20 protein-coding genes, 1 tRNA gene and 2 pseudogenes are annotated in these 25974 nt (G+C 71.0%); 9 read left to right on the plus strand and 14 right to left on the minus strand.

All coding sequences use genetic code 11. From position 1 onward, the window contains the following. Positions 1-209 precede the first annotated feature (209 nt). Complete coding sequence (locus AC792_RS02805; protein WP_049829086.1) at positions 210-3143, plus strand: UPF0182 family protein; 2934 nt, start codon at positions 210-212, stop codon at positions 3141-3143. Positions 3144-3208: 65 nt separating this feature from the next. Next, a tRNA-Met gene (locus AC792_RS02810) sits at positions 3209-3282 on the plus strand. Between the two features lie 163 nt (positions 3283-3445). Here the strand turns inward: AC792_RS02810 and AC792_RS02815 are convergent. From AC792_RS02815 to AC792_RS02825, 3 genes are all read right to left on the minus strand, one after another. Further along, on the minus strand, positions 3446-4834 hold the full coding sequence (locus tag AC792_RS02815; protein ID WP_049829061.1) for a cryptochrome/photolyase family protein: 1389 nt from the start codon (positions 4832-4834) through the stop codon (positions 3446-3448). Between the two features lie 99 nt (positions 4835-4933). Then, positions 4934-5716: a PspA/IM30 family protein gene (locus tag AC792_RS02820; protein WP_049829062.1), complete on the minus strand. Its 783-nt coding sequence runs from the start codon at positions 5714-5716 to the stop codon at positions 4934-4936. 59 nt (positions 5717-5775) lie between these two features. Further along, positions 5776-7872, minus strand: a complete 2097-nt coding sequence (locus AC792_RS02825; protein ID WP_326947593.1) for a TPM domain-containing protein — start codon at positions 7870-7872, stop codon at positions 5776-5778. Positions 7873-8225: 353 nt separating this feature from the next. Here AC792_RS02825 and AC792_RS02830 point away from each other — a divergent pair, with 353 nt between their 5' ends. The 4 genes from AC792_RS02830 to AC792_RS02845 all read left to right on the plus strand — a co-directional run bounded on the left by AC792_RS02830 (position 8226) and on the right by AC792_RS02845 (position 12563). After that, positions 8226-9743 carry a S1C family serine protease gene (locus tag AC792_RS02830; protein WP_049829063.1) on the plus strand — a complete coding sequence of 506 codons (1518 nt, stop codon included), beginning with the start codon at positions 8226-8228 and terminating at the stop codon, positions 9741-9743. 251 nt (positions 9744-9994) lie between these two features. After that, complete coding sequence (locus AC792_RS02835) at positions 9995-10819, plus strand: electron transfer flavoprotein subunit beta/FixA family protein (RefSeq protein ID WP_200903346.1); 825 nt, start codon at positions 9995-9997, stop codon at positions 10817-10819. 40 nt (positions 10820-10859) lie between these two features. Then, positions 10860-11807: an electron transfer flavoprotein subunit alpha/FixB family protein gene (locus AC792_RS02840; protein WP_049829064.1), complete on the plus strand. Its 948-nt coding sequence runs from the start codon at positions 10860-10862 to the stop codon at positions 11805-11807. A gap of 3 nt (positions 11808-11810) precedes the next feature. Continuing rightward, the gene (locus AC792_RS02845; protein WP_049829065.1) at positions 11811-12563 is read left to right on the plus strand and encodes a PIG-L deacetylase family protein; all 753 of its coding nucleotides are present in this window, start codon (positions 11811-11813) and stop codon (positions 12561-12563) included. A gap of 19 nt (positions 12564-12582) precedes the next feature. On the opposite strand, the gene AC792_RS02850 is transcribed toward AC792_RS02845, so the two are convergent. The 5 genes from AC792_RS02850 to AC792_RS02870 all read right to left on the minus strand — a co-directional run bounded on the left by AC792_RS02850 (position 12583) and on the right by AC792_RS02870 (position 16569). After that, entirely contained in the window at positions 12583-13476 is an 894-nt protein-coding gene (locus AC792_RS02850; protein WP_160317593.1) for an anti-sigma factor, read from the minus strand. Positions 13477-13492: 16 nt separating this feature from the next. Continuing rightward, positions 13493-14101, minus strand: a complete 609-nt coding sequence (gene sigK / locus AC792_RS02855) for an ECF RNA polymerase sigma factor SigK (protein ID WP_082177318.1) — start codon at positions 14099-14101, stop codon at positions 13493-13495. A gap of 157 nt (positions 14102-14258) precedes the next feature. Continuing rightward, positions 14259-15089, minus strand: coding sequence for a class I SAM-dependent methyltransferase (locus AC792_RS02860; RefSeq protein ID WP_049829067.1), 831 nt, complete (start codon positions 15087-15089; stop codon positions 14259-14261). A gap of 19 nt (positions 15090-15108) precedes the next feature. Beyond that, on the minus strand, positions 15109-15576 hold the full coding sequence (locus tag AC792_RS02865) for a tRNA (cytidine(34)-2'-O)-methyltransferase (protein WP_049829068.1): 468 nt from the start codon (positions 15574-15576) through the stop codon (positions 15109-15111). A gap of 9 nt (positions 15577-15585) precedes the next feature. After that, positions 15586-16569 (minus strand): DnaJ domain-containing protein, encoded by a 984-nt coding sequence (locus tag AC792_RS02870; protein WP_049829069.1) that lies wholly within the window; start codon positions 16567-16569, stop codon positions 15586-15588. A 322-nt stretch (positions 16570-16891) separates the two neighbouring features. On the opposite strand from AC792_RS02870, the gene AC792_RS02875 reads away from it, so the two are divergent. The 3 genes from AC792_RS02875 to AC792_RS16020 are packed head-to-tail and all read left to right on the plus strand — an operon-like array spanning position 16892 to position 19717. After that, entirely contained in the window at positions 16892-18118 is a 1227-nt protein-coding gene (locus AC792_RS02875; protein WP_049829070.1) for a cysteine desulfurase family protein, read from the plus strand. Then, on the plus strand, positions 18115-19254 hold the full coding sequence (gene mnmA / locus AC792_RS02880) for a tRNA 2-thiouridine(34) synthase MnmA (RefSeq protein WP_049829071.1): 1140 nt from the start codon (positions 18115-18117) through the stop codon (positions 19252-19254). The genes AC792_RS02875 and mnmA overlap by 4 nt, the downstream gene beginning before the upstream one ends. A gap of 40 nt (positions 19255-19294) precedes the next feature. Beyond that, a complete protein-coding gene (locus AC792_RS16020) occupies positions 19295-19717 on the plus strand; it encodes a chorismate mutase (protein ID WP_082177322.1) in 423 nt (140 codons plus the stop codon). A 957-nt stretch (positions 19718-20674) separates the two neighbouring features. Here the strand turns inward: AC792_RS16020 and yczE are convergent. The 6 genes and pseudogenes from yczE to AC792_RS17195 all read right to left on the minus strand — a co-directional run. Continuing rightward, a pseudogene (gene yczE, locus AC792_RS18125) lies at positions 20675-21334 on the minus strand (membrane protein YczE); the annotation flags it as partial. A gap of 19 nt (positions 21335-21353) precedes the next feature. After that, entirely contained in the window at positions 21354-22022 is a 669-nt protein-coding gene (locus tag AC792_RS02890) for a DUF4166 domain-containing protein (protein ID WP_049829072.1), read from the minus strand. After that, positions 22019-23005 carry a phosphotransferase family protein gene (locus tag AC792_RS02895; RefSeq protein WP_049829073.1) on the minus strand — a complete coding sequence of 329 codons (987 nt, stop codon included), beginning with the start codon at positions 23003-23005 and terminating at the stop codon, positions 22019-22021. Before AC792_RS02895 ends, AC792_RS02890 begins: the two co-directional genes overlap by 4 nt. Next, a complete protein-coding gene (locus AC792_RS02900) occupies positions 23002-24294 on the minus strand; it encodes a DUF58 domain-containing protein (RefSeq protein WP_049829074.1) in 1293 nt (430 codons plus the stop codon). Before AC792_RS02900 ends, AC792_RS02895 begins: the two co-directional genes overlap by 4 nt. Positions 24295-24371: 77 nt before the next feature. Continuing rightward, positions 24372-25469 (minus strand): AAA family ATPase, encoded by a 1098-nt coding sequence (locus AC792_RS02905; RefSeq protein WP_082177320.1) that lies wholly within the window; start codon positions 25467-25469, stop codon positions 24372-24374. Continuing rightward, a pseudogene (locus tag AC792_RS17195) lies at positions 25466-25974 on the minus strand (DUF4350 domain-containing protein); the annotation flags it as partial. The gene AC792_RS02905 and the pseudogene AC792_RS17195, both read right to left, overlap by 4 nt.

The raw sequence follows: 25974 nt of genomic DNA on the forward strand, positions 1-25974 counted from the left end.
GCAGAATAAAAAGACGAAGAGCGTGACTGCACGCTGTCTTCTGCCCGTTCGCGCGGTCGCGGGAGCGTGTGGAGTGATGGTCGTCGTGACCCGCAGCCGCTAACGATGAGGTAGATGTGACATCCGGACCAGACCGTCCGTTCGGCAGTAGCCCGAGCCCAGCACGTGCCCAAAGATCCCGGCGGAGGAACCCGCTGATCCCCACCATCATCGTCGTCGCGGTGATCGTCATAGCCTTCGTCTACCTGTCCCAGGTCTACGCGGACGTGCTGTGGTACAACCAGCTCGGATTCCTCGAAGTCTTCATTACCGAGAACGTCTCCCGGATCCTGCTGTTCCTCGCCGCGTTCGTCGTGATGGCGGGAGCGGTGTACCTGAGTTTGCGGCTCGCCTACCGCAACCGGCCCATCTACGCCCCGGACAGCGCCATCCAGGACAACCTGAACCGCTACCAGGCGCAGCTGGAACCGATCCGCCGTCTGCTGATGCTCGGTATTCCCGTCGTCCTCGGCGCCTTCGCCGGAACAGCCGCCGCCTCGCAGTGGCAGGGCGTGCTGCTCTTCATCAACCAGGAGTCCTTCGGGCGGGTCGATCCCCAGTTCCAGCTGGACTACTCCTTCTACATGTTCACGCTGCCGTTCCTGAACTTCGTGGTCGGCTTCCTCATCAGCGTGGTCATCATCAGCGCCATCGCCACGATCCTCACGCACTACCTCTACGGCGGTATCAGGTTGGAGGAGAAGGGCCTGTTCACCACCAAGTCCGCCCGCGTGCAGATCGCCGTGGTGGCTGCCCTCTTCCTGGTCCTGCAGGGCGTCAACTACTGGCTGGACCGTTACAGCACCCTGCTGAACCAGAACGACTGGGCCGGCGCGCTCTACACGGACGTCAACGCCGTCATCCCCACCAAGGCGATCCTCGCCGTCGCCGCCGTCATCGTCGCCATCCTGTTCGTCGTCTCGGCCATCATCGGCCGGTGGCGGCTGCCGCTCATCGGCACCGCGGTGCTGGTCATCACGGCGCTGCTGGCCGGTGGCGTGTACCCGGCCGTCGTCCAGCGCTTCCAGGTGGACCCGTCGCAGCTCAGCGCGCAGGGTGAGTTCATCGATCGCAACATCGAGATGACCCGGGAGGCCTACGGCCTCGATGCCGTCGAGGTCCAGCCCTACGAGCCTGAGGACACGCCCGTGGCGGGAGCCCTCAACGAGGACGGCGTGACCACCGCCAACATCCGTCTCCTCGATCCGAACCTGGTCTCCGACGCGTTCAGCCAGCTGCAGCAGTTCCGGCAGTACTACCAGTTCCCGGAGACGCTCAACGTGGACCGCTACGAGATCGACGGCGAGATCCAGGACACCGTGATCGCCGTCCGTGAACTCGACACGAGTGGTATTCCCGAGGGCTGGGTCAACGAGCGTGCCTTCTACACCCACGGCTACGGTGTCGTGGCCGCGGCCGGCGCCACCGTTCAGCCGGACGGCCGGCCCGAGTTCCTGCAGTCCGGGATCCCGTCCACCGGTGTGCTCGGTGACGAGTCCGACTACGAGCCCCGCATCTACTTCGGGCAGAGCTCACCCGACTACTCCGTGGTCGGCGCCCCCGAGGGTTCGGCCCCCGTGGAGATCGACCGCCCGCAGAACGAGAACTCCGACGAGGAGTCCCGCACCACGTTCAACGGCAGTGGCGGTCCGGTCGTGGGTACTGCGTTCAACCGGCTCGTCTATGCACTCAAGTTCCAGTCCACGGACCTGCTGCTGTCCGACCAGGTCAACAGCGAGTCGCAGATCCTCTACGACCGCGACCCCGTGGACCGCGTCCGTAAGGTGGCGCCGTACCTGACGCTCGACGGCAACAGTTACCCGGCCATCGTGGACGGACGCGTGAAGTGGATCATCGACGGGTACACCACGAGTGCGAACTTCCCCTACTCGGAGCAGCAGTCCCTGGAGACCGCGACGCAGGACTCCCAGACGGTGGGTGGTCTCGCCACCGCGCTTCCCGCGGTGCAGGTCAACTACATCCGCAACGCGGTCAAGGCCACCGTGGATGCCTACGACGGCTCCGTGACGCTCTACGCGTGGGACGACGAGGACCCCGTCCTCAGGTCCTGGCAGAACGTCTACCCGTCCTCGCTGACCTCGTACAGCGAGATGTCCGCCGATCTCATGGCGCACGTGCGCTACCCGGAGGATCTCTTCAAGGTGCAGCGCGAGCTGCTCGCCCGGTACCACGTGACCGCCACGCAGGAGTTCTTCAACAACAGCGAGGCCTGGAACGTCCCGGCGGACCCGAGCGAGGGTGAGGACGCCGCGGTGACGGCGAACGCGCCACGGCAGCCCCCGTTCTACCTGACGCTGCAGATGCCGGGTCAGGAGGAGGCGGCCTTCTCGCTCACCACGCCGTTCATCCCGTTCGTTCCTGCCGGCCAGACCCCGCGGAACGTGCTCTACGGCTTCCTCTCCGCGAACGGCGATGCCGGGACAGGCGAGGACGGCGTGAAGAACGAGAACTACGGTCGGCTGACCCTGCTGGACAGCTCGGGTGAGGATTCCGTCGTCGGGCCCGGCCAGGCGCAGAACCTCTTCAACTCGGACACCACGGTGTCGCAGGAGCTCAACCTGCTGCGCCAGGGTGCCTCCGAGGTGATCAACGGGAACCTGCTGACCCTGCCGATCGGCGGCGGTATCGCCTACGTGCAGCCCGTGTACGTGCAGTCATCGGGTAACGCGTCCTTCCCGGTCCTGCGGCGCGTACTCGTGAGCTTCGGTGACAACGTGGGCTTCGCGCCCACCCTCGCCGAGGCCCTCGACCAGGTGTTCGGCGGCGACGCCGGAGCCACCACGGGGGACAGCGACAACGTGGGGGAGACTCCGCTGGATCCCGCCACGCCGGCCGAGGCCGGGGACGACGCCGGCACGCCGGCTCCGACCCCGACCCCCAGCCCGAGCGCCACGCCCGGGGCCACCACCGGTGATCCGGCGACGGATCTCCGTACCGCCCTGGACGACGCCAACACCGCCATCCAGGAGGGCAACGCGGCACTCGCAGCGGGTGACTTCGCCGCCTACGGTGCCGCGCAGGATCGCCTGCAGGACGCGCTGCAGCGAGCACTCGACGCGGAGGAGCAGGCGTCCGGCGAGTAGGTCGAGGACGGTCCACCTCCTCGATTTGCTTCTCCACCCCGCGGCCGGTAACGTTGGTTGCACGCCGCGGGGTGGAGCAGTTCGGTAGCTCGCTGGGCTCATAACCCAGAGGTCACAGGTTCAAATCCTGTCCCCGCAACGATCAAGAAGATCCGGTCCACCACACGGTGGGCCGGATCTTCTGTTGTACCCGTCCGTGACGCTCTCCTCCACCGCCCCGTCCGCAGTGCACCTCACGGGCCCGCCTTGACGGGGCCTCCGAGCCGTCATCGCGGGAGGGCCCGGCCGGGCCCTTCGACGGATCAGCCGGACATCGCCCTGTAGGCGCTCAGAGCACGTTCACGGCTCTCCCTCAGGTCCACGATCGGCTCCGGATAGCCCGGGGCCGATCCCTTCCACGGCTCGTGCATGTTCGTCGCATGGCCGAGTTCCGGTACGAAGCGGGTGAGGTAGGCACCCTCGGGATCGAACCTCCTGCTCTGCAGCACCGGGTTGAAGATCCGGAAGTAGGGGCTCGCATCGGCACCCGATCCTGCCACCCACTGCCAGCTCGCCGTGTTGTTCGCGGCGTCCGCGTCCACCAGGTGCTCCCAGAACCATCTCTCGCCCACACGCCAGTCGATCATCAGATTCTTGACCAGGAAGGACGCCGTGGCCATCCGGACCCGGTTGTGCATCCAGCCGATCTCCCGTAGCTGCCGCATCCCGGCGTCGACCAGGGGGTACCCGGTCCTGCCCTGCTGCCAGGCATGTACCTCGTCCGGGGTGGACTCCTCCCAGGTGAAGGCATCGAACTTGGCCCGGTAGTTCCTGGTGGCGAGGTCGGGGTTGAAGTACAGCAGCTGCCAGTTGAACTCCCGCCACCCGAGTTCGGAGCCGAACACCCGCATGTCCTCCGCCGTCGAGGCGTCCTTGTGGTTCTGAGCCGCGTGCCAGACCTCGAACGGGCTGATCTCGCCGAACCGCAGGTGCGGGGAGAGCATGCTGGTCCCCACCCGCGCCGGCAGGTTGCGACCGTCCCTGTACCCGGCGGCGGCACCGTCGAGGAAGTCATCGAGCCGTTCGTGGGCCCCGGCCTCACCCGGGGTCCAGGTGTCGTGGAATCCTCCGGCACCATCGGCTGCCGTGGGGAGCAACCCCCAGGTCCCCAGGTCCTCGGAGTCGAGCCGTGGCCCGGAGAGCGATTCGGGAGCAGGGAAGGGCTCACGCGGCGTCCGTGTGGCCAGGCAGGCGCGCCAGAACGGGGTGAAGACCTTGTACGGCTCACCCGCACCCGTGGTGATCTCCCACGGCTCGAACATCAGGTTGGCCTGGTAGCCCGTGGCGTCGATCCCCTGCCCGGTGAGGGAAGCCTCCAGGGCGGCATCGACGTTCCGCTCCGCCAGCCCGTAGCGCCGGTTCCAGTGCACGCTCCCTGCGGAGGCCTCCGTCACGAGCCGGGGGAGTACCTCCGCAGCGGCACCCCGGCGGAGCACCAGCGGCACACCCAGGTCCTCGAGAACGGCGCCCAGGGCCATGAGCGAGTGGTGGAGCCACCACTTGGACGCGCTGCCGAGCGGACGGATGCCCTCGGAGCGCTCGTCGAGCACATAACACGCGACCACCTCATCCCCGCTGCGCACCGCTTCCGCCAGCGCGGGGTTGTCGGAGATCCGGAGGTCGTCGCGGAACCACACCACTGTCACAGCCATGACGTCAATCTACCCGCGGGTACGGGAGGTCCTGTCCACGCACCGGGGGAACCGTGGCCGTGGCCGCGGTTCCCCCGGGAGAGCGTGTGATCCGGTGGATCAGTAGGTGGTCTCACCCGTGGTGGACGACGTCGCTGCCCCCGTACCCTGGTCGATCGCCGACCGCGGGGCCGAACCGGACTTCAATGCAGCGAGACGCGCTTCGATCTCGGTCTGCTCCCCCAGGTCCTCGAGGCTCTCGAACTGGGCGTCCAGGCTGGAGGACGCCAGTTCCTGCTGGCCGCGTACCTTGGCCTCCTCGCGTCGGATCTTCTCCTCGAACCGTCCCACCTCGCTGGTGGGATCCATGAAGTCGATGCTCTTCACGGCGTCGTGCACCTGCTGCTGGGCCTTCGCGGTACGTGATCGCGCGATCAGCTGGTCACGCTTGGCCGACAGCTCGTCGAGCTTGCCCTTCATCTGGGTGAGGCCGTTCTTGAGCTTGTCCACCACCTCCGTCTGCGACGCGATGGTGGGTTCGGCGCCCTTGGCCTCGTTCTCGGCGGCCATCTGGCGCTGGATCGCCACCTTGGCGAGGTTGTCGAACTTCTGGGCGTCGACCGTGTCACCGGAGGCGCGGTACTCATCGGCCTTCCGGGAGGCGGCGATCGCCTTGTTGCCCCAGTTGCGTGCGTTGTCGAGGTCCTCGTTGTAGTCGTCCTGCATCATGCGCAGGTTGCCGATGGTCTGCGCCACGGCGCTCTCCGCCTCGGCGATGCTGTTGGTGTAGTCGCGCACCATCTGATCGAGCATCTTCTGCGGATCCTCCGCGGAGTCCAGCAGCGCGTTGATGTTGGCCCGTGTGAGCTGGGCGATCCTGCCGAAGATTGACTGCTTCACCATGTGTTTCCCTTTCGGTCCTGCGTTCGAGTGATCCGTGCCGCTACTACGTTCCTACCTGCTCAGAAGCTGCCGCCTCCTCCGCCGAAACCGCCGAAGCCGCCCCCGCCGAAGCTTCCGCCGCCTCCGCCGAAACCGCCGAAGCCACCGCCTCCTCCGCCGCTCTGGCCGCCACCCATCCCGCCGCCGATGCCGCCGTTGAGAATGGAGCCGAGCAGGATGCCGCCGAGGAGGGCGCCCCCCATGCCGTCACGCCGCCCTCCGTACATCCCACCCATCCCGCCGTACTGGCCGAACCCCTGGACGTCCTGTTCTGCCAGCTGGGCCGCCTGGTCGGCGAGGAGCGAGGCCTGCTGGGCATGGGAGAGGGCGGCCACGGGATCGGAGCGCCGAAGGTCCAGTGCGGCGTCGAAATTGCGTTCGGCCGCGGCGAGGCGGGCCCGTGCCGCACCTCGCGCCCCGCCCCGGCGGGCCCGGATGTAGGCGGCCGTCCCCGAGATCCCCGACTGCGCCGCGACGAGCGCGTGCTCCAGGGATTCCCGGGCACGACGCGCGTGCTCGGCCTGGTCACGGACGTCACCGAGGGCGTCGTCGAGCTGACCGTGGGCCAGCTCGAGGCGCTGGAGGAGTACGAGCGGGTCGATGCGATCCTCCGCTCGTCCCGCGCGCACGGTGGACAGGGCGGTCTCGAGCGCGGCAAGGGGACCCGCGAGGTCGCCGTGCCGGCCCGCGTCCGCCATGGCCCGGGCCTGCGCGAGATCCTGCTCGCACTCCGGGATGGCGCGCTCGAGCTCGGATGCGGCGGTCGCAAGCTCCTTGGCGCGCTTGTCGATCGCATCCAGCAGCACGCTGCTCTGGTGGACGGATTCCTCGGCCGCGCGCACGGCGACCACCGCCAGCCCGGTGTCGCCCTCGTCGAGCTTCTGCTGTGCCTCCGCGGCCGCGCTGTCCACGAAGGAGAGCCGCTCTCCCGCCTGCTCGATGTTGTCCGCCACCTGCGAGGTCGCGCTCTCGAGGTAGCGGCTGCGGAGTGCACGGAGCGATTCCTCGGCGGCGTCGAACCGCGTACGCGCCGTGACGGCCGCCGCCTGCGCGCTGCTCAGGGCGGAGGGGACGTCCCGCTCGAGCTCGCGGAGTGCGTCGAACTCCTGCTTGTGCTCCTGGAGTGAGGAGTTGACGTCCTCGCACCTGCGGATGATCTCCCCGAGCCATTCACGCTGCTGCTGCTCGGTGTCGGGGATGTGGTCGTCGAGCTGCTGCTGCAGCTTGAACGACTCGCTCATGTGCTTACGGGCGGCTGCGATGTCCTCGGCGAAGGTGGTGATGGCCCCGCTGCCGTACTGTGCCTCGGCGAAGCCCAGTTCCTGCTCACTCGACTTGATGGCGTCGTCGGCCGCGACCAGCAGGCTCCCGGCCCGGGTGCGGAGCTCCTCGACGCTCAGTGCGGCGAGGGGATCCACCACCTCGCCGTCCTGCGCCTCGGACGGGCCGTAGCCGTACTGGCGCCGCTTGCGTTCCGCGCTGTTCCCGCCGCGGTTCCGGAGCAGGAGATAGCCGCCCGTGCCCGCCACGGCCACCACGCCGCCCACCAGGACGAGGCCACCGAGTCCGCCGCCCGAGCTCGCGCCGGTGGTCGTCCCACCGGGTGCGCTTCCAGCCGAGGAACCGTTCTCCAGGCGGTCGCCCACGGCGTCGACCGCCGCCAGTCCCGCTCCGGCGAAATCACCGGCTCGGAGTTCGGCGCCGATGGCCTGGTCGTACAGCGCCTGTCCCTGACCTGCGAGCGAGGAACCGTCCCCGGTGACGAATGCGGCGTCTCCTTGGCCCACGGCAACGGCCAGCACGGCCTCGTTCTCACTGGCGGCGTTCAGCTCGGCCGTCGCATTCGCCCAGCTCTCACGGTCGGTGGGGTTCTCGAAGCTGTCGACGTACGCAATGCGCACCGTGAAGTCCTCGCTGACGCGCAGGTCCTGGATGGCGGCTTCGAGCTCGGCCACCTCCTGCGGGTCGAGGACGCCCGCGCTGTCGATCACACGTTCACCGGTCGGGAACCGCTCCGGTTCCTCGGCCAGCGCCGCCGACGCCACGACCAGCGGGAGGGCCACCACCAGGCCCAGCACTCCGGCGGCGCAGGTGCGCCTGCCACTTCGTCGCATCATCGACCCCTCGTCACGCTCCCGGACCCGCCGCTCCCGGGACGGGCGGCGGACGCCGAGGGCTCCCTGACTCCCGATTCTATGGTCGGCGCCCGGGGGCGTCCACCGACGTCGTAGGCCTCTCGAGGAGCGGCACCGGACGGGTACCGTACCAGCATGCTCGGTGCTCCGACGGGGGAACGGGCGGCAGAGGCCCTCCCGTCGGTGGTCGGGAGGATACTGGAGGAGCGAGCTCGACGGACCGGAGTGGTGTTCCGAAAGTCTCCAGTGGGCTCCCAGAAACCACCCAGCGCACACACGCTCTGTCTCCAGAGAACGTTGCCAGGATAGTGCCAACAGCAACGAAAGGATCTGCCATGAACGAGCAGCCAGAGATGGGTAACCCGGACCGTCCTCTCCCTCCGCGTCCCTCTCCCCCGCCGGCGTGGGCCGCGGGCCCGGAGGACGGTGCCGCACCGGCGGAGGAGCCCTCGGCAGCTCGGGCCCGGCAGGGCGATCGCACTGGCGGGTACCCGGATCCCGTGCAGCACACCGACGGCGGGACGCCCACCGGGCAGTTCGCAGGACCCCAGCACGGGTTCCAGGACCCCAGGGCGGCATCGCACCCGGCCTATTCCGCCCATCAGCCGTTCTACGGCGGCCGCCCCGCGGGCCAGGCCGACACCGGCACCACGAGCAGGGGCCGCAGGAAGGTCGGGCTGGCGACCTTCGCCGCCGGGGTGCTCGCCGCAGGACTGATCGGCGGTGTGGTCGGGCCCGCAGCGGTCGACGCCCTGAACGGTTCGTCCTCGGGCACCATCTCGCAGGCCGCCCCCGAGACGGTCGTGGTGAACAACTCCGACGACGTCAACGCCATCACGGGAGCCGCGGTCACCGCGTCCCCCAGCGTGGTCACCATCGCGGTGAGCGGTGACGGATCGGGCGGGTCCGGTTCGGGGATCATCCTCGACACGGAAGGGCACATCCTCACCAACACGCACGTGGTGACACTGGGCGGTCAGGTCTCCGATCCCACCATCGAGGTCAAGCTCAACGACGGGCGGGTGTTCGCCGGGACCGTGGTGGGAACCGATCCGCTCAGTGACCTCGCCGTCGTCAAGATCGATGCCCCGGACCTCACGGCCGCCACCCTGGGCAACTCGGACGAGCTCAACGTCGGTGACAGTGCCATCGCCATCGGCGCCCCGCTCGGCCTCAGCGGGACGGTGACGGACGGCATCGTCTCCACCCTCAACCGCACCATCAGCGTCGCGTCCTCGGCGGTGCCGGAGAACGCACCGGACAGCGCGGGGGACGGCGGCGAGGGCTTCAACTTCCTGCCCCCGGACCAGCAGGGGGCGCAGCCGTCAGGTGGCCAGGGCTCCATCTACCTCAACGTGATCCAGACGGACGCAGCGATCAACCAGGGGAACTCGGGCGGTGCGCTCGTCGACTCCAGCGGACACATCATCGGTGTGAACGTGGCGATCGCCTCGGGTGGCTCGGGCGAGTCCACCGGGAACATCGGGGTGGGGTTCTCGATCCCCATCAACTACGCCCAGCGGATCGCCGGCGAGATCATCGCGAACGGCGAGGCGACGCACGGCTTCCTGGGTGTCCGGGTCAGCGCCGCCTCCGGCGACGGCACGCAGAGCAGGTCCACCTTCTCGTCCGGCGCCCTCGTGGAGTCGGTGGAGCCGGGCTCGCCCGCAGCCGCTGCATCCCTCCAGGCGGGTGACGTCATCACCAAGGTGGGTACCTACACCGTCGACGACCCGAAGTCGCTGACCGCCGCCGTGCGCATCCAGAGTCCCGAGCAGCAGGTCCCGATCGAGATCATCCGCGGCGGGAACACCCAGACCCTCGAGGTCACGCTCAGTACCGCCCAGCTGTAACGGGCACGGCGGACGGACCGGGTGAAGGACTCCGCGCCGGAACGCCGATCCTGCTCCTCGACGAAGGGCGGTCCCGCACTCACCGGGGCCGCCCTTCGTGCCGTGCACAGTGGTCCCTGCGTACGGATCCCGACGGCGGTGTGAGCACCGTACCGGGATCCCGCTCCGGGCACCGCTACGGCGGAGTATGGTCACCGCGCTGTGGTTAGCTAGGAGCCGGAAGTGCAGGCCCCGGAGGAAGTAGGTCAGGAATGGACGAGGTACCAGCTGGACTGCGGGTGGCGGTACTGGTCAAGCACGTACCGGACGCGCAGTTCGACCGGCACATCGACGCGGAGGACCTCACCACGGTGCGCAACGAGAGCATCCTCTCGGAGCTGGACGAGTACGCCCTGGAGGCAGCACTCCAGCTCGTCGAGGCACAGGGCGGAAGTGCGGCAGGTCACCGCGTCACGGCACTCACCATGGGCCCGTCGGCAGCGGTCGGCGCGGTGAAGAAGTCGCTCCAGATCGGGGCCGACGACGGCGTCCACCTCACCGATGCCGCCCTCGGGGGCTCCGACGCAGCGGCCACGTCGAAGGCGCTCGCCGCGCTCCTCGAGCACACCGGGCCGTTCGACGTCGTCCTGACGGGGATGGCCTCGACGGACGGGGAGACCTCGCTGGTCCCGGCGCAGCTCGCGGAGCGGCTCTCGCTCCCGCAGGTCACGTTCGCGGCCTCGCTCGAGCTCGCGCGGGAGGACACCGGATGGACGCTCACGGCGCGCCGCGACAACGACACGTTCGCCGAGACGGTCGTGGCCCCGCTCCCCGCACTGGTCTCCGTGACGGATCAGATCAACGAACCGCGCTACCCGAACTTCAAGGGCATCATGGCGGCGAAAAAGAAGCAGATCCGCATCCTCTCCCTGGCGGACGTGGGGCTGGACGCCGACGAGGTGGGCCCTGCCGGTTCCTGGACGCGCGTCGAGGCGGCAGCGCCGAGACCCCCACGGACCCAGGGGATCGTGATCACCGACGAGGGTGACGCAGGGATCAGGCTCGTCGATTTCCTCGCCGGACAAAAACTCCTCTGATCCGCATCATGCTCGCCGCACCGTTCCAGGAGATCTCCCCATGACAGCTGTCCTCGTGTTCCTCGACAACCCCGGAGCCACACTCGCCAGGAGCGAGCGGGAGCTCCTGTCCCTGGCCTCCACCCTGGGGGACGTGAGTGCGGCGCTCGCGGAGGTGCCGGGCCAGGCGTTCCTCGACGGCGTGGGTTCCTACGGTGTGCAGGAGTACTACCGGCCCGAGGACGCCTCCGTGGCGGATGTCCTCGTGGCGGGCAAGGCCGCGTTCCTCGCCGAGGCGGTCCGTGCCTCGGCGGCGGACGTGGTGCTGCTGGGGAACAGCTACGAGGCCAAGGAGATCGCCGCCCGCGCAGGGATCCGGCTCGAGGCGGGGGTGATCACGGACGTGGTGGGACTCGACGCCGATCTCACGGCCACGAAGGCCGATTTCGCCGGTTCCTACACCGTGACGTGCAGGGTCACCACGGACATCGCGATCCTCACCGTCAAGCCGAACAGCGTGGAGGCCGCGGAGGCCGGCCTCCCGTCCTCGCCCCGCGAGATCCTTTTGCCGGTGGAGGTACCCCGTGCTGCAGCGAGGGTCACCGGGCGTGCGGACAAGCCCGTCAGCGGCCGGCCCGGACTCGCCGAGGCCCGCGTGATCGTGGCGGGCGGCAGGGGAGTGGAGGGGAACTTCGCCCCACTCGAGGACCTCGCCGATGCCCTCGGGGGTGCCGTGGGTGCGTCCAGGGCCGCGACGGATGCCGGCTGGATCGAGCACTCCGCGCAGATCGGTCAGACCGGGAAGACGGTGTCGCCGCAGCTCTACATCTCCGTCGGGATCTCCGGCGCGGTCCAGCAACGCGCCGGGATGCAGACCTCCCAGGTGATCGTCGCCGTCAACAAGGATGCCGATTCCCCCGTGTTCGAGATCGCGGACTTCGGGATCGTCGGTGATCTGTTCTCGGTGCTGCCACAGGCCACCGAGGAGATCCGGAAGCGCGGGCTGTAAGGCATGTCCGCCGAGCAGCGCGACCACACGCCAGAGCGGGTCCTGGTGTTCGCGGCCCATCCGGACGACATCGACTTCGGCGCGGCCGCGACCATCGCGGGGTGGACGGCCGCGGGCGTCGAGGTCAGCTACTGCATTCTGACGGACGGGGACGCCGGAGGTTTCTCAGACCATGACCGCCCCGGTGTCGCCGCCCTGAGACGCCAGGAGCAGCTCGTCGCCGCAGGACTGGTGGGGGTCACGGACGTCACCTACCTCGGTGAGCCGGACGGTCACCTCGAGGCGTCGGACACCGTGATCAGGGAGATCGTGCGCCGCATGCGGGAGGTCCGGCCGGACATCGTGCTCTCGATGCATCCCGAGCGCGCCTGGGACCGTATCCAGAAGAGCCATCCCGATCACCTGGCCTGCGGTGAGGCGGTGACGCGGGCGATCTACCCGGCGGTCGAGAACCCGTTCGCCTACCCCGAGCTGGCCGCTGCGGGGCTGCAGAGCTACAAGGTGCCCTGGCTCTGGTTCTACGGCGGGCCCGCACACCTCGAGAACCGGTTCGTGGACGTGACGGGCTCCGAGGACGCCAAGGTCGCGGCGATCACCGCGCACCGCAGCCAGCACCCGGATGTGGAGCGGATGCAGGCCAGGGTGCGCTCGATCCTGCGGGACAATGCCTCGCGCGGAGGTCTTCCCGCGGGACGCAGCGCCGAGTCGTTCCACGTGGTGGGAGTCAACACCGAGGACACGATCGCGGGCTTCTGAGCCTCGGGGGTGTCCCGGTTCAGGCGTCCAGCGGTATCTGGGCGACGATCGGCAGGGTGGGGGTCGCAGATCCGCCCTCGGGTTCCACGGTGATGGCGATGGCGCTGAAGCCGCTGATGTCCCGGAGCTCCGTCTGCTTCGACCCGGAGACGTCGTCACCGTTCATGGTGCCCACGGACACCGGCGAGGAACCGTCGGAGGGGATCCGCCACATCTGGTACACGCTTCCCTCGGCCGGCGCCGGGACATCGTGCAGCGTGACCACCGCGGCGTTCTCCTCGTTCGACAGGGCGAGCTCCGCGGTGCCCCCGGCGTCGAGGGTCAGCTCCTCCGTCCTGACGTCGGAGGCCTGCAGCACCTGCTGCTCCAGACCGGTCTGCTGCAGGTTCTGAGCGAGGGTTACCCCGCCCACCGCCAGGACCGCCGCGGCTGCGGCACCGACCATCCAGCGTCCGGCGCGCAAGAGCCCGGAGGCCTTCGCCGCACGCCGGCCCGCCAACTCGTCCTGTACGGCGGGCGGGTCGGACTGCCGCGGGGACTTCTCCTCGGCCGGGCCGGCGGGGAGTGCGATCGGATCGGGATCACCCGGTGTCTGCACAGGGACGTCCCGGGCGCCGTCGGAGCGTGGGGCGTCGACATCCTGGGCGGGCGGGAGCTGGGCCAGGATGCGGTCGAACAGATCGACGGGCGGTTCCACCTCGTCGACCGCGTAGGCCGTGGTCACGGTCTCCCTGCAGGTGCGGACGCGGTCGGCGAAGGCTCTGGCGGTCCCGGGGGCCGCCTCGGCCAGGAAGCCGTCCAGGAGACCGCGCTCCTCCTCGCCGATGGCGTCGAGCGCGTACAGCTCCGCCCACTCGAGGACGTGCCCCTGGGCGAGATCCGTCTCGAGGTCTGCTGCGAAGTCTCTGTTCATGTCCTTGTCCTGCATGTCAGGCCACTCCGAGGCATGTCTTCAGCCGGAGGAGGCCGTCACGAATTCTTGATTTGATCGTCGGTACCGCGACGCCGAGCTTCTCGGCCACCTCACGGTAGGTGAGCCCGCCGTAGTAGGCCAGCCGGACCGATTCCTGCTGGGTGGCGGTGAGCGTGGTCAGGCACTCCACCACGTTCTCCGCCTCGAGGCGCTGCGTCACGGTGTCCACGACGTCGTCGTGGTCGATGCTCTGCGATGCCGCACCGTAGCGGGCCTCGCGATCCGTGGCGCTCTGCTCCGAGCGGACCTTGTCCACCGCGCGCCGGTGGGCCAGCGTCATGAGCCAGGCCATGGGACTGCCGAGGGCCGGGTCGAAGCGGTCCGCGGTCCTCCACACCTGGAGGAACACCTCCTGGGTGGCGTCCTCGCTGAGCTCCGGGTCGATCAGCACGCGCCGGGCGAGCCCGTACACGCGCCGGGAGGTCTGCTCGTACAGTGACGCGAACGCGCCGCGATCCTGCTGTGCCACCCGGAGCAGGAGGTCGGTCAGGGTCGGGCCGGCATCGGGCTCGACGTCTGCTGCGGGGGTGATGGGACCGACCCGGCTCTTCCCTGGCGTTTCCATAGGGCTCCAGCATAAAGTGCCGACAGCCCTGTGCCGAACTCCCGACGGTGATCCGGGGGAGGGCGCACGTGGCCGTTCGAGTTGCACCTGCACCGTCCCACCGCCCTCACCGTCTTCCGAGTCCTGCTGCTGACACCTTCCATTCGGAGCTGCTCAGTCACCGGATGGCTCCGGGTCCGCCGCCGGACGGGGAGGTCCCGACGGCGATCAGCGAGTCGGCGTTCAGGACCAGGTCCCGGTCCACGCGTTCCAGGAAGGCCGCCCGGATCCGCCCGAGTGCGTCGGGCTCGTCCGGCAGGAGCCCCCGGTATCCGCTCCCGAGTGCCAGGGACCAGGCGTGGTCTGGTTCGAGGGGGACGGTGAGGCGCAGACGTTCCACGGAGACGTCCGTGAGGCCGCGGTCCACCAGCCAGGCGTGCAGGGCCTCCGGTGAGGCGAGCCGCGCACTGTTCTGCGCGAACACGGGGGTACCCGGGACGTCCGGGCCCTGCGCGACGTCCTCGAGGACGCTCCTCAGGAAGTCGTCGAACGGTTCCAGGGCGCCGTCGTCCCAGCTGCTGAGCGCGATCCGTCCGCCCGGACGCAGCAGGTCGAGCAGACGGTCCGCGGAGCGGTCCATCTCGTCGAGGAGGACGATCCCGTAGCAGCTGATGATCGCGTCGTACGCGTGATCCGGCGTCCAGGACACCGGATCGGTGGCGTGGAAGGAGACGTTGCCGAGGTGCAGCGCCCCGGTCTTGGCCGCCGCGAGCTCCAGCATCGCGGCGGACCGGTCGACGGCGTCCACGTGGCCATCCGGACCCGCGAGCTGGGCCGCCGGTACCGTGCCGGTCCCGGTGCCGGCGAAGAGGTCGAGGACCCGCTCGCCCACGAGGATGTCGGCTGCCGCCACCACGGCGTTGCTCACCGGGTTCCACACGGCGGGGGCGAGGCGGTCGTAGTCCTCCGCGCCGCCGTCGGGCAGGGTTGCGGCATGACGAGCGGGCATGGCGGCTCCTAGGCGTGGGTCATCGTCGCGCACCCGCGAAACCCTGTTGGCGCCAGGCCTCGTAGAGCACGATCGATGCGGTGTTGGCGAGGTTGAGGGAGCGGCGTGCGGGCAGCATGGGCACCCGGACCCGGGAGGTCACGCGGGGGTCCTGCTTCACCTCCGCGGGGAGACCGTCGGATTCCCGGCCGAACAGCAGGACGTCGCCGGGTTCGTAGGCGATATCGGTGTAGGAGGTGTCGCCGTCGGAGGTGTAGGCGAAGACCCGCCCCGGCAGAAGCGCGGTCCATGCGTCCTCGAGGGTGGGGTGCACGTGCAGGACCGCGAGGTCGTGGTAGTCCAGCCCCGCACGCCTCAGCTTCGAGTCCTCGAGGCTGAACCCGAGCGGCTCCACGAGGTGCAGCTCCGCACCGGACACCGCGGCGAGCCGGATCGCCGATCCGGTGTTGCCGGGGATCTCCGGGGCGTGGAAGAGGATGCGGAACACGGCTTCATCCTAGCTGTCGGTGGCGGAGAGGAGCTGCGCGAGCAGCGGGAGCTGCACCACGTTCGGGGCTGGTCCGGAGGCGAGGAAGGCGCGGATGGTCCGCACCATGGTCCCCGCGTTGACCACCTGCACCACGGTGGAGGACGAGCGGTCGAACGAGGGCGGGACGTCGATCACGGGCGCGAAGGGATTGTCCGGCGCCCCGTGGATCACCAGCCAGCCCGCCACGTTGAGATCGGGGAAGAGCTCCTGGACGGCGCGCACCGTACGGGGCAGCTCGAGCTCGACGGGCCGGCCCTGATGGCGCAGCGACCTCCCGTCCCAGGAGAAGTTCCCCGGTGGCGCGGTGAAGGAGTCGACGACGGCCAGCCGGTACCCGGCCAGGAGCACCTGCCCCGCCGTCGTCCTCTCGCGGTCGTCGAACTCCAGGCCGCTGAGCAGGCGGACCGCGGGGTAGGTGGGCAGGAGCGCACGTTCGAGGATCGCGGCGGTGCGCGACTCCCCGTCCACGCGGGCCCTCGCTCCGGAGGCCAACCGTGCGAAGCCGCGGGGCTGGCGGGGTTCGCCGTGCAGCTGCTTGCCGGCGAGGATCAGGGGCACGGCCGGTGGCTCGTTCGGGGTGAACGGCGGCAGGTACTCCGCGGGGGACCCGGCGGCGTCGTCCTCCGTGCGCCGCGGGTCCGGACGCCGCGGCTCGGCGTTCCGCGGTGCGCCCGGTGCGGGCGAGGTACCGGGCCGCGCCTGGGAGGAGCCCGCCCCGGGCGCTCCGGAGGTGCCGTCACGGCGGGTCCCGGCCTCGCAGCGCGCGCGGCGCCGTGCGTCCCCCAGGGGCTCGAAGGCCACGGCGACGGCGGGGAACCGCTCGGCGCTGCCCCCCAGATCCGGGGGCGCGCTGCGGACCGCGCGGCGGGAGGCGGCCTTGATGTCCTTGCTGCCGGCCTCCGGGGGCACACCGAGGACGTCGTAGTACGACTTCCGGGGGGCCTCTGCCATGGATCCGGCCTTTCTGCTGCGGTTCGATGCGTCCGGTACCCGGACGCGGTGGATGCTGACGGGTGGAGGACCCGACGGTCACGACCCACCGCACGGACGACGGCGGTGCGACTTCACCTGACCCTAGAGCCACCGGCTGCTGCTGACAAAGCCGCCCACCCGGTCCTCCGGTACACCGGCACCCATCAGGACAACGGTGCGGACGGCCCGGGAGTTCACCCCGTCCGCCCACGGCGGAACCGGCCGCCGCGCCGCGCGGGCCTCCGGGGGCGGCGGAGGCCGCGGGAGCCGACCTGTCGGCGTGCCGCCGTAGCATGGGGGCATGCCCGGGTACGCCGACCACGCGGCGCCCACGCCGAACCCGGCCCCCGCGCTCGCCGCCCTCACCCGTGAACTCGCCCGGAGCGGGAACCCGTCCTCCCTCCACACCTCGGGGCGCCGCGCCCGCCGCTCCGTGGAGGACGCCAGGGAGACCATCGCCGCCGCGGCCGGCGCCCACGCCTCGGAGGTGATCTTCACCTCGGGCGGCACCGAGGCGGACAACCTCGCGCTCAAGGGGCTGTACTGGGCGCAGCGGGCCGCCGATCCCGCCCGCACCCGGATCCTCTGCAGCTCGATCGAGCACCACGCGGTGCAGGACACCGTGGAGTGGCTCGAGCGCCACGGGGGGGCCGAGGGGGTGTGGCTGCCCGTCGACGCCGCGGGTCTCGTGTCCCTCGGGGCACTGCGGTCAGCCCTCGCCGAGGCTCCGGAGCGGACGGCCCTCGTGACGGTGATGTGGGCTAACAACGAGGTGGGTACCGTGCAGCCGGTCCGAGAGGTGGTGGCCGAGGCCGCCCGTCACGGAGTCCCCGTGCACAGTGACGCCGTCCAGGCCTTCGGCTCGCTCCCGGTCTCCTTCGCGGACTCCGGGCTGGCCACCATGGCGGTGAGCGCCCACAAGATGGGCGGGCCGGTGGGGGTGGGCGCCCTCCTCGTGGGACGCTCCGTGACGCTGACGCCCGTGCAGCACGGAGGGGGTCAGGAGCGGGACATCCGCTCGGGCACCCTCGACGGCGCGGGCATCGCCGCCTTCGCCGCCGCCGCCGAGGACGTCGCGGCACGCCTCACGGAGGAGGCGCTCCGACTGGCGGCCCTGCGCGACCGGTTGATCGAGGGCATCCGCCGTGAGGTCCCCGAGGCGGTGCTGCGGGGTGTGGCGCACCCGGCTCCACGCGGTTCCCGGCTGCCGGGCAACGCCCACTTCACCTTCCCGGGCTGCGAGGGCGACTCCCTGCTCTTCCTCCTGGATCTCGCCGGCATCGAGTCCTCCACGGGTTCGGCCTGCACCGCGGGAGTGCCTCGTCCGTCCCACGTCCTGCTGGCCATGGGGCTCACCGAGGACGAGGCCCGGGGTGCCCAGCGCTTCAGCCTGGGGCATACATCCACGGCCGCGGACGTTGACACCGTGGTGGCCGCCATCGGCGAGGCGTACTCACGCGCCCGGACGGCGGGCATGGCAGGACACGCATCACGTATTCGGACAGCAGGGACGGGTTTCTCATCATGAAGGTACTGGCGGCAATGAGCGGCGGCGTGGACTCGGCGGTGGCGGCGGCCCGCGCCGTGGAGGCGGGGCACGACGTCGTCGGCGTCCACCTCGCGCTCTCCCGGATGCCCGGGACCCTGCGTACCGGCAGCCGCGGCTGCTGCACCATCGAGGACTCCCGGGACGCCTGGCGGGCGTGCGACATCCTGGGCATCCCCTACTACGTCTGGGACTTCTCCGAGCGGTTCAAGGAGGACGTGGTGGACGACTTCATCGCCGAGTACGCCGCCGGCCGCACCCCCAACCCGTGCATGCGGTGCAACGAGCGCATCAAGTTCGCGGCGCTCCTCGAGAAGGCGCTGGCCCTCGGGTTCGACGCCGTCTGCACCGGTCACTACGCCAAGGTGGTGCAGGACGCCGACGGGAACCCGGAGCTGCACCGGGCCGCCGACTGGGCCAAGGACCAGTCCTACGTGCTCGGGGTCCTGACGCACGAGCAGCTGCAGCACTCCCTGTTCCCGCTCGCCGAGACGCCGTCGAAGGCCGAGGTGCGTGCCGAGGCGGAACGCCGGGGACTCTCCGTGGCCAACAAGCCGGACAGCCACGACATCTGCTTCATCCCCGACGGCGATACCCGCGGCTGGCTGGAGGAGCGCATCGAGCTGAGCGAGGGCGACATCCTCGACGTGGACGGCGAGCGGATCGGCTCCCACCCCGGGGCCAACGCCTTCACCGTGGGCCAGCGCCGCGGACTGAAGCTCGGGACACCGGCCGCCGACGGCAAGCCCCGCTTCGTGCTCGAGATCCGGCCCAAGCAGAACGAGGTGGTGGTGGGTCCGGAGCACCTGCTCGCGATCGACGAGCTGCGCGGCATCAAGGTCTCCTGGGCCGGTCTCCCCGTGGGCGAGGTCGCCACCGGTGAGGAGTTCGCGTGCACCGCGCAGGTCCGGGCGCACGGCGACCCGGTGGCCGCGCGGGCCCGCGTCGAGATCATCGACGACGCCGAGCAGCTCGTGGTGAGCCTCGTGGAACCGATGCGGGGTGTGGCGCCCGGCCAGACCGTGGTGCTGTACCAGGGAACGCGGGTGCTCGGGCAGGCCACCATCGATTCGGCCAGGTCCGCACTGCGCCCCGACCTGGTGTCCGCCGAGCAGTAGCAGTTCACGGACGCCGGGTCGGTTCTGCTTGACTGGGACCATGACGACGCATCCACGCAGCGGCTTCGACCCGGCGGCCAGTTCCCTCACGGGGGACGTGGCTCCTGAGGTCCTGGCGGAACTGCTCTCCGTGCGGAGCTCGATCGACAACATCGACGCCACCCTCGTGTACCTCCTGGCCGAACGCTTCAAGGCCACCCAGCGCGTGGGACACCTGAAGGCGGAGCACGAGCTGCCCGCAGGTGACCCCCAGCGGGAGGCGGCGCAGATCGCCCGGTTGCGTCTGCTCGCCGAGGAGGCGCAGCTGGACCCGGCGTTCGCCGAGAAGTTCCTGAACTTCATCATCTCGGAGGTGATCCGTCACCACCAGGCGATCTCCGAGAACCGCAACTCGGCCCCGCTCACCGGCGAGGCGGCCGGCGAGGCGGCCGGCGAGGCGGACACCTCCGATGCCGGACACTGACCCGGGGCGCTCGCCGTCGGTCCCGCCACCGCGGCAGGGGAGTGGCCGGGTACGGATCCGCTCGAGGCGAACCGCGCCGTGCGCGGGGAGCTCGGTGGCGCGAATCTGCCGTTCCTGCCGTTCCTCCCCGCACGCGGACCGGGCAGCGACGCCGTCGGGCGGACCCTCGGGATGCCCGTGGAACTCCCCTTCGACCTCCAGCCCCACGGCTGGCGGTTCGTGCAGCGGCCGGGGCTCGACCAGCGGCGGGCGGAATCGGCGCTGTCCTCGGACATCAACGCCCGCGGGGACGTGGCCGGTGCCGAGGCGCCCCCTGCCGGTCAGCGGGTGCTGCCCCTGCGGGGTCCTCTCTCGCTCGCCGCCGGCGTCCACCTGCACAGCGGCGAAGGGGTGCTGGCCGACCCGGGGCCCCGCCGTGAGCTGTACGCGTCGTTGGCAGCCGGTGCCGCCGAGCACGTGCGGCGCGTGCGGTCCGTGGCACGCGGCGCGGAGATCCTGCTCTCCATCGACGAACCCCAGGCGGAGCCCGTGCTCACCGGGAGGGTCCCCACGGCGAGCGGGTACCGCACCCTGCGCGCCGTGGACCGTCGTGAGGCCACCGAGGCGTGGGAGGTGCTGACGGCGTCGGTCGTCGACGCCGGTGCCACCGGTACCGTGCTGTCCACGGACGGCGGCGAGGTCTCCCTCGATGCCGTCCGGCCGGTCCGTGCCGCATTCGCGCTGCCGCTCCGGAGGCTGTCCGACTGCGTCTGGGACGTCCTGGCTGAGGAGATCGAGGCGGGACGTCAGCTGGAGCTCGGCATCCTCCGGCCGGGCGCCGTCCTCCCCCAGGTCGGCGCGCTGGTGGAGGAGGTCCTCACCGCCTGGCGACGGGTGGGCCTGCCGACGCCGGCGCTCGCCGCACTCACGATCGCGGCGGGGGCCGGGACGGGGGCGCAGTCCCCCCCCCCGGCCGGCCGGGTGCTCACCCGGTCGGGCAGACGGCCGACGCCCCCGACCGGGAGGGGGGGGGGGGCGGGCCCGCCGCGGGGCCGGCCCGAGGCGGAAGAGCGGCAGGGTCAGGTTGCCCAGCGGACCGATCAGCAGGGCCGCAGCCACGGTGCCGAGGCCCACCGGTCCGCCGAGGAGCCACCCGATCAGCAGCACCGTGCCCTCGATGGCGGTGCGGACCGCCCAGATGGGCAGCCCGGTGCGCCGGTGCAGCCCGGTCATCAGCCCGTCGCGCGGTCCGGGCCCGAACTGCGCACCGAGGTAGAGCCCCGTGGCCACCGCGAGCAGGACCAGACCGCCGGAGAACAGGAGCACCCTCGCCCAGAGGGCGTCCGGCTCGCCGAGCAGCGCCAGCCCCACCTCGGCGCTCGGACCCACGAGGAGCACGTTGAGCACGGTCCCGATCCCGGGCTTCTGCCGCAGCGGGATCCAGAGCAGCAGCACCACGATCCCGATGATGTTGGTGATGAAGCCGAAGGGGATGCCGGTCTGCAGGGACGATCCCAGGCCGAGCACGTCCCACGGGGTGACGCCGAGGGTGGCCCGGATCATCATGGCGAGCGAGAAGCCGTAGAGGAACAGGCCGATCAGGAGTTGGGCGCAGCGGCGCACGAGCAGAACGGTCATGGGGTGGGCGGGGTCGGGGTCAGACCCGCTCCTCCCACCGCTGTGGCTGGGCCTCGGCGGGCAGCACGCCGTCGAAGTCCTCGAGCGTGTAGTCGAACGCCCCCGCGTACACCAGCAGTGTGCCGAGCTGGCGATGGACCACCCGGGTCTTGATCCGGAACCGTCCGGCGTCGTCGTCCCACCACTGCTCCACGTAGGCGAGCGCACCCACGGCGTCCGGCAGGGGGATCCGTACCCCGGCGAACACCCGGGTCTGCGAGGACACCATGCGGATCCGCCCCTCCGGGGTGGCGGAGCAGGAGAGGAGCGTGGCCATCCGCCGGTGTTTCCCCACGTAGTCCGTGAGGACGCCGTCCTGCAGGGACGTGGTGTCCTCGAAGACGCGCACGGTGCCCCCGAAGTCGAGCTCACGCCGGGCGGTCAGCGCCGGGCGGCCGAAGGGGTCCACGTGCGGGTAGTTCCTGATCGTGAACGGGACGTCGTCCGAGTACTCGGGGAAGAACGCGTTCTCCAGGGCGGTGAGCCGGAAGGCGGGACGCGCGAACCAGGCGGGGCACCCGGCGACGTCGAAGACCCCACGTCCCACCCCGGACCGGCCGCTCCCGGCCGCCTCGCCGAAGTAGTCGCGCAGTTCGGGCTGCAGCCTGCCGAAGTCGCTGCCCATCGCCGTCTCGTAGATCGAAGTCATGGTGTCCACTTCCGTCGCTCGGACACCCAGTCAACCATGATGCGTGCGCTGAACCGTCCGTGCGCGCGCAGCCGGGGACTAGTGGGAACCTCGCTGCTGAGACCGCTGACGGTCAGGTACGCGGCGAGCACCGCCAACCAGGTGTCGATCGTCCCGCCCTCCACGCCCGCGGTGAGGGGGGAGGAGACCAGCAGGGTGTCGGCGTCGAGACCGTCGTGGTGCAGGTAGGGGAGCAGTCCTGCCCAGTCGGACCAGGCCGGGCCCCGCGTCAGGAAGTTCCAGTCGCAGACGTACGCGCGGCCCGAGCCCCGCTCGATGACGATGTTGTCCGGACGCAGATCGTTGTGCAGGGTGTCGCGACCGTGCAGCACCGACGCCGCCTGCTCCACCAGCTGCTGCAGGTCGAGCCAGCACTCCGCCGGGGCGTCGGGCAGGAACGGGAGCGCCAGCTCGTTCCGGGCGCGTCGCCCGAAGACACCTAGGACGTCGTCGTCGTCGACCAGTCCGTCGGTGGAGGAGCCGGTGACGAGGTGGGGCGGCAGATCGGCGAGCCCGCTGTTCAGCTCGACGAGCGAGGCGTGGACGGATCTCGCGTCCGACGACCTCCACGGGGCCCCGGGCATCACCCCCTCGATGTGCTCGATGCAGAGCACGATCCACGTGGCACCCGTCCCGCGCTCCGGGACGGTGGAGGCGGTGAGGAGCCGGGGGACCGGCAGCCCGTCGGGGAGTGCAGCCAGGATGTCCGCCTCCCGTCGGTACGCCGGGTACGTGAAGGTCCCGGTGTCGGGGGCCGCCTTAACGAACAGTGAGGTGCCTCCGCGTCGCACTGTTGCGGCGAAGCCGGGGGTGAGGCCACCGCCCGCCGGTCGTACGTCGTCGGGCGGACCTCCCAGCGTCGTGACGATGGCGTCGCGGACCTCGTCCGGCAGCGTCGCGTACGCGGGACGGCGGGCGGTGGAGGAGTAGTCGAACGGCGTCACAGGCGGCCCGCGGCCTTGGGCCGGATGTAGGTGTCGGCGAGCAGCGGGGGCAGGTCCGCGGGGACGGCGTCCACCACCTCGGCGCCCAGGGCCCGGAGCTGGGCGGCCACGGCGGCACGGTCCAGCAGTGCACGCTCCGCCGCCGCGGCACGGAAGGTCGCGGCCGCCGTCGTCCGGTCCGCCCGCAACTCCTCCAGCCGCGGATCGCGGACCGACGCCACCACCACCACGTGCCGCTCGGTCAGGGCGGGCAGGGTGGGCAGCAGGCCCTCCTCCACCGCGCCCGAATCGAGGGAGGTCAGCAGCACCACGAGAGAGCGGTGCGCCGAGGTGGCGCGGACCTGCGCGGGAAGGCGCGACCAGTCGGCCTCGATCAGCTCGGGCGCCGGGGGCGCCAGGGCGGTGACGAGGGAGGTCAGCAGGTTCCCCTTCGCGGTCGAGTCAACACGCGCCCGGGGCCGGCGGTCGAAGGCGAGGAAGTGCACCTTGTCACCACCGCGCTCGGCGAGGACGGCGAGCAGCAGCGCCGCCTCGATCCCCGTGTCCAGGCGTGGTTCGTCCTCGATGCGGGCGGCGGAGGTGCGGGAGGTGTCGAGGACGACGACGACGTGCCGGTCACGTTCGGGGCGCCAGGTGCGCACCACGGTGTCGCGGCGTCGTGCCGTGGCCCGCCAGTCGATGGACCGGACGTCGTCCCCGCGCACGTAGTCGCGCAGGGAGTCGAACTCCGTGCCGGCCCCCCGGATGTTGCCGGCGGACTGGCCGGCGAGTTCCCGCAGCCGCCGCAGCCTGGACGGGAGATGGCGCTTGGAGTTGAAGGGCGGCCGGACGCGCAGCGACCCCGGGGCGGGCACGGTGACCTGCCGCGCTGCGACCCCGAGGGGGCGGGTACGGCGGTTGGGGACGGTCTCCACGTGGAGGCGCCCGCGCCGGGCGGGACGGGGGGGCCCCCGCGGGCGCGGGGCCCCCCCCGCCGGCCCGGTGGGCAGCTGCTCGGGGTCCCGTGCACCGGCGGAGGGCTGCCACGCCTCGCGGGCGGCGCCCCGCAGGGTGCGGGGGGTGGTGTCCCGCGGCACCAGCACGCGGGTGCGGGCCTCTCCCGGCCGGGCGCCGCCGGGCGGGGTCCGGGTCGGCCCGACACGCCGGGGTGGGGCGGCGAGTGCGAGGTCCAGCGCCGTCACGGCGGGCAGCAGCCCGCTCCAGAGCAGCACCGCCTGCGCGCCGGGGTAGAGGATGATCGGCACGACGCCGAGCAGGGCCAGCAGGACCAGTCGCCCGGTGATGACCACGGGTGCTCCTTGTCGGTGTCGGGCCGGGGGATCCGGCGGGGGGGACGGGCGGGGCTGCCGAACGGACGGGCCCGGCGTCAGCGGGGGACGGGCACGGTGGCCAGGATGCTCCCGAGGACGTCGTCCACGTCCACGCCGTCCATCTGCGCCTCGGGCCGGAGGGACACGCGGTGCCGCAGCGCCGGCAGGGTGAGGGCCTTGACGTCGTCCGGGGTCACGAAGGACCGACCGGACAACCACGCCCAGGCCCTGGAGGTGTTCAGCAGTGCCGTGGCACCGCGGGGTGAGACGCCCAGCTGGAACGACGGCGAGGACCGGGTGGCGCGGACCACGTCCACGATGTAGGCGAGGACCTCCGGGGCCACCGACACCCGGGCGACCGCCGCACGGGCACGCCGGATGTCCTCGGCGCCGGCGACGGAGCGCACACCCGCGGCGGCGAGGTCCCGGGGATCGAAGCCCACGCTGTGACGGCGGATCACCTCGATCTCGTCCTCCCGCTCGGGCAGCGGCAGGGTGAGCTTGAGCAGGAAGCGGTCCAGCTGTGCCTCGGGCAGGGGATAGGTGCCCTCGTACTCCACGGGGTTCTGCGTGGCGGCCACCACGAACGGGGCGGGCAGCGCACGCGAGACGCCGTCCACCGAGACCTGGCGCTCCTCCATGGCCTCCAGGAGCGAGGCCTGGGTCTTCGGTGGCGTCCGGTTGATCTCGTCCGCGAGCAGGATGTTGGTGAACACCGGCCCCTCGCGGAAGGTGAACTCCGAGGTCCTGGAGTCGTAGATCAATGATCCGGTGATGTCACCGGGCATGAGGTCGGGGGTGAACTGGACACGCTTGGTGTCGAGGCTGAGAGCGGTGGCGAGGGTGCGGACGAGCAGCGTCTTGGCCACGCCGGGCACCCCCTCGAGGAGCACGTGGCCGTCGGCGAGCAGGCCGATCAGCAGCCCCGTGACCGCGGGATCCTGGCCCACGATCGCCTTGCCCACCTCGGCGCGTACGCGCAGGAGGGCCTCCCGGGCGGCCTCCCCGTCGACGCCCGCTGCAGGGTCCTGGGCCCGTTCATGGACGAGCGGAGCCCGGACGGACGAGCGGGCGTCCTCCGCCCCGGATGTGACGGTGGCGGGTACGGCGCCCCCATACGGGTCGCCGGCGCGCGGGTCCTCGGATGCGTTCATGATGATGTGATCTCCTTCTCCAGGTCGAGGATCTCCTGTGCCCACAGGACGAGTTCGCGATGGGTGGTCGGTGGATGGTCGAGCAGCTGCTCCAGGTCCGTCCGGGACCGGCCGCCGTGCTGCGCGGCCGCGAGGACGACCTCCTCGGCCGACGCCGAGCGGTCCACCCGGAGCCTGCGCGCGATGCGGGCCAGGGTGGCGGCCCGCAGGTTCGCCGCCGCGTGGGACACCGCCCGGGAGTCCTGGTAGAGGCGTGCCCGACCCTCGGCGGTCTCGGCGGCCCGCACGACGACGGGCAGCGGCTCGACGGCGAGCGGCCCGAGCCGGCGGCCCCGCCAGAGCATCGCGAGGACCGCGCAGACCAGCAGCCACAGCAGCAGCACGTCGAGCCAGTCGGGCAGCAGGGTCATCGGGTCGATTCCCTCACCGGTCGCGACGACGTCCGCGCTCGTCGGCTCCACCCAGACGAGGGTGGGTGAGGAACCCAGCGCGGTGAGAGCGAGCG

The organism is Arthrobacter sp. RIT-PI-e (assembly GCF_001187915.1).
Classification (GTDB): domain Bacteria; phylum Actinomycetota; class Actinomycetes; order Actinomycetales; family Micrococcaceae; genus Arthrobacter_D.

What these genes read in the sequence shown, in the direction of transcription:
- AC792_RS02830 (WP_049829063.1), top strand. Translation starts at nt 8,226, where the DNA reads ATGAACGAGCAGCCAGAGATGGGTAACCCGGACCGTCCTCTCCCTCCG.
- AC792_RS02815 (WP_049829061.1), bottom strand. Translation starts at nt 4,834, where the DNA reads ATGGCTGTGACAGTGGTGTGGTTCCGCGACGACCTCCGGATCTCCGAC.
- AC792_RS02835 (WP_200903346.1), top strand. Translation starts at nt 9,995, where the DNA reads ATGGACGAGGTACCAGCTGGACTGCGGGTGGCGGTACTGGTCAAGCAC.
- AC792_RS02870 (WP_049829069.1), bottom strand. Translation starts at nt 16,569, where the DNA reads ATGGCAGAGGCCCCCCGGAAGTCGTACTACGACGTCCTCGGTGTGCCC.
- AC792_RS02875 (WP_049829070.1), top strand. Translation starts at nt 16,892, where the DNA reads ATGCCCGGGTACGCCGACCACGCGGCGCCCACGCCGAACCCGGCCCCC.
- AC792_RS02890 (WP_049829072.1), bottom strand. Translation starts at nt 22,022, where the DNA reads ATGACTTCGATCTACGAGACGGCGATGGGCAGCGACTTCGGCAGGCTG.
- AC792_RS02860 (WP_049829067.1), bottom strand. Translation starts at nt 15,089, where the DNA reads ATGCCCGCTCGTCATGCCGCAACCCTGCCCGACGGCGGCGCGGAGGAC.
- AC792_RS02840 (WP_049829064.1), top strand. Translation starts at nt 10,860, where the DNA reads ATGACAGCTGTCCTCGTGTTCCTCGACAACCCCGGAGCCACACTCGCC.
- AC792_RS02845 (WP_049829065.1), top strand. Translation starts at nt 11,811, where the DNA reads ATGTCCGCCGAGCAGCGCGACCACACGCCAGAGCGGGTCCTGGTGTTC.
- AC792_RS02850 (WP_160317593.1), bottom strand. Translation starts at nt 13,476, where the DNA reads ATGAACAGAGACTTCGCAGCAGACCTCGAGACGGATCTCGCCCAGGGG.
- mnmA (WP_049829071.1), top strand. Translation starts at nt 18,115, where the DNA reads ATGAAGGTACTGGCGGCAATGAGCGGCGGCGTGGACTCGGCGGTGGCG.
- sigK (WP_082177318.1), bottom strand. Translation starts at nt 14,101, where the DNA reads ATGGAAACGCCAGGGAAGAGCCGGGTCGGTCCCATCACCCCCGCAGCA.
- AC792_RS02825 (WP_326947593.1), bottom strand. Translation starts at nt 7,872, where the DNA reads ATGATGCGACGAAGTGGCAGGCGCACCTGCGCCGCCGGAGTGCTGGGC.
- AC792_RS16020 (WP_082177322.1), top strand. Translation starts at nt 19,295, where the DNA reads ATGACGACGCATCCACGCAGCGGCTTCGACCCGGCGGCCAGTTCCCTC.
- AC792_RS02905 (WP_082177320.1), bottom strand. Translation starts at nt 25,469, where the DNA reads ATGAACGCATCCGAGGACCCGCGCGCCGGCGACCCGTATGGGGGCGCC.
- AC792_RS02820 (WP_049829062.1), bottom strand. Translation starts at nt 5,716, where the DNA reads ATGGTGAAGCAGTCAATCTTCGGCAGGATCGCCCAGCTCACACGGGCC.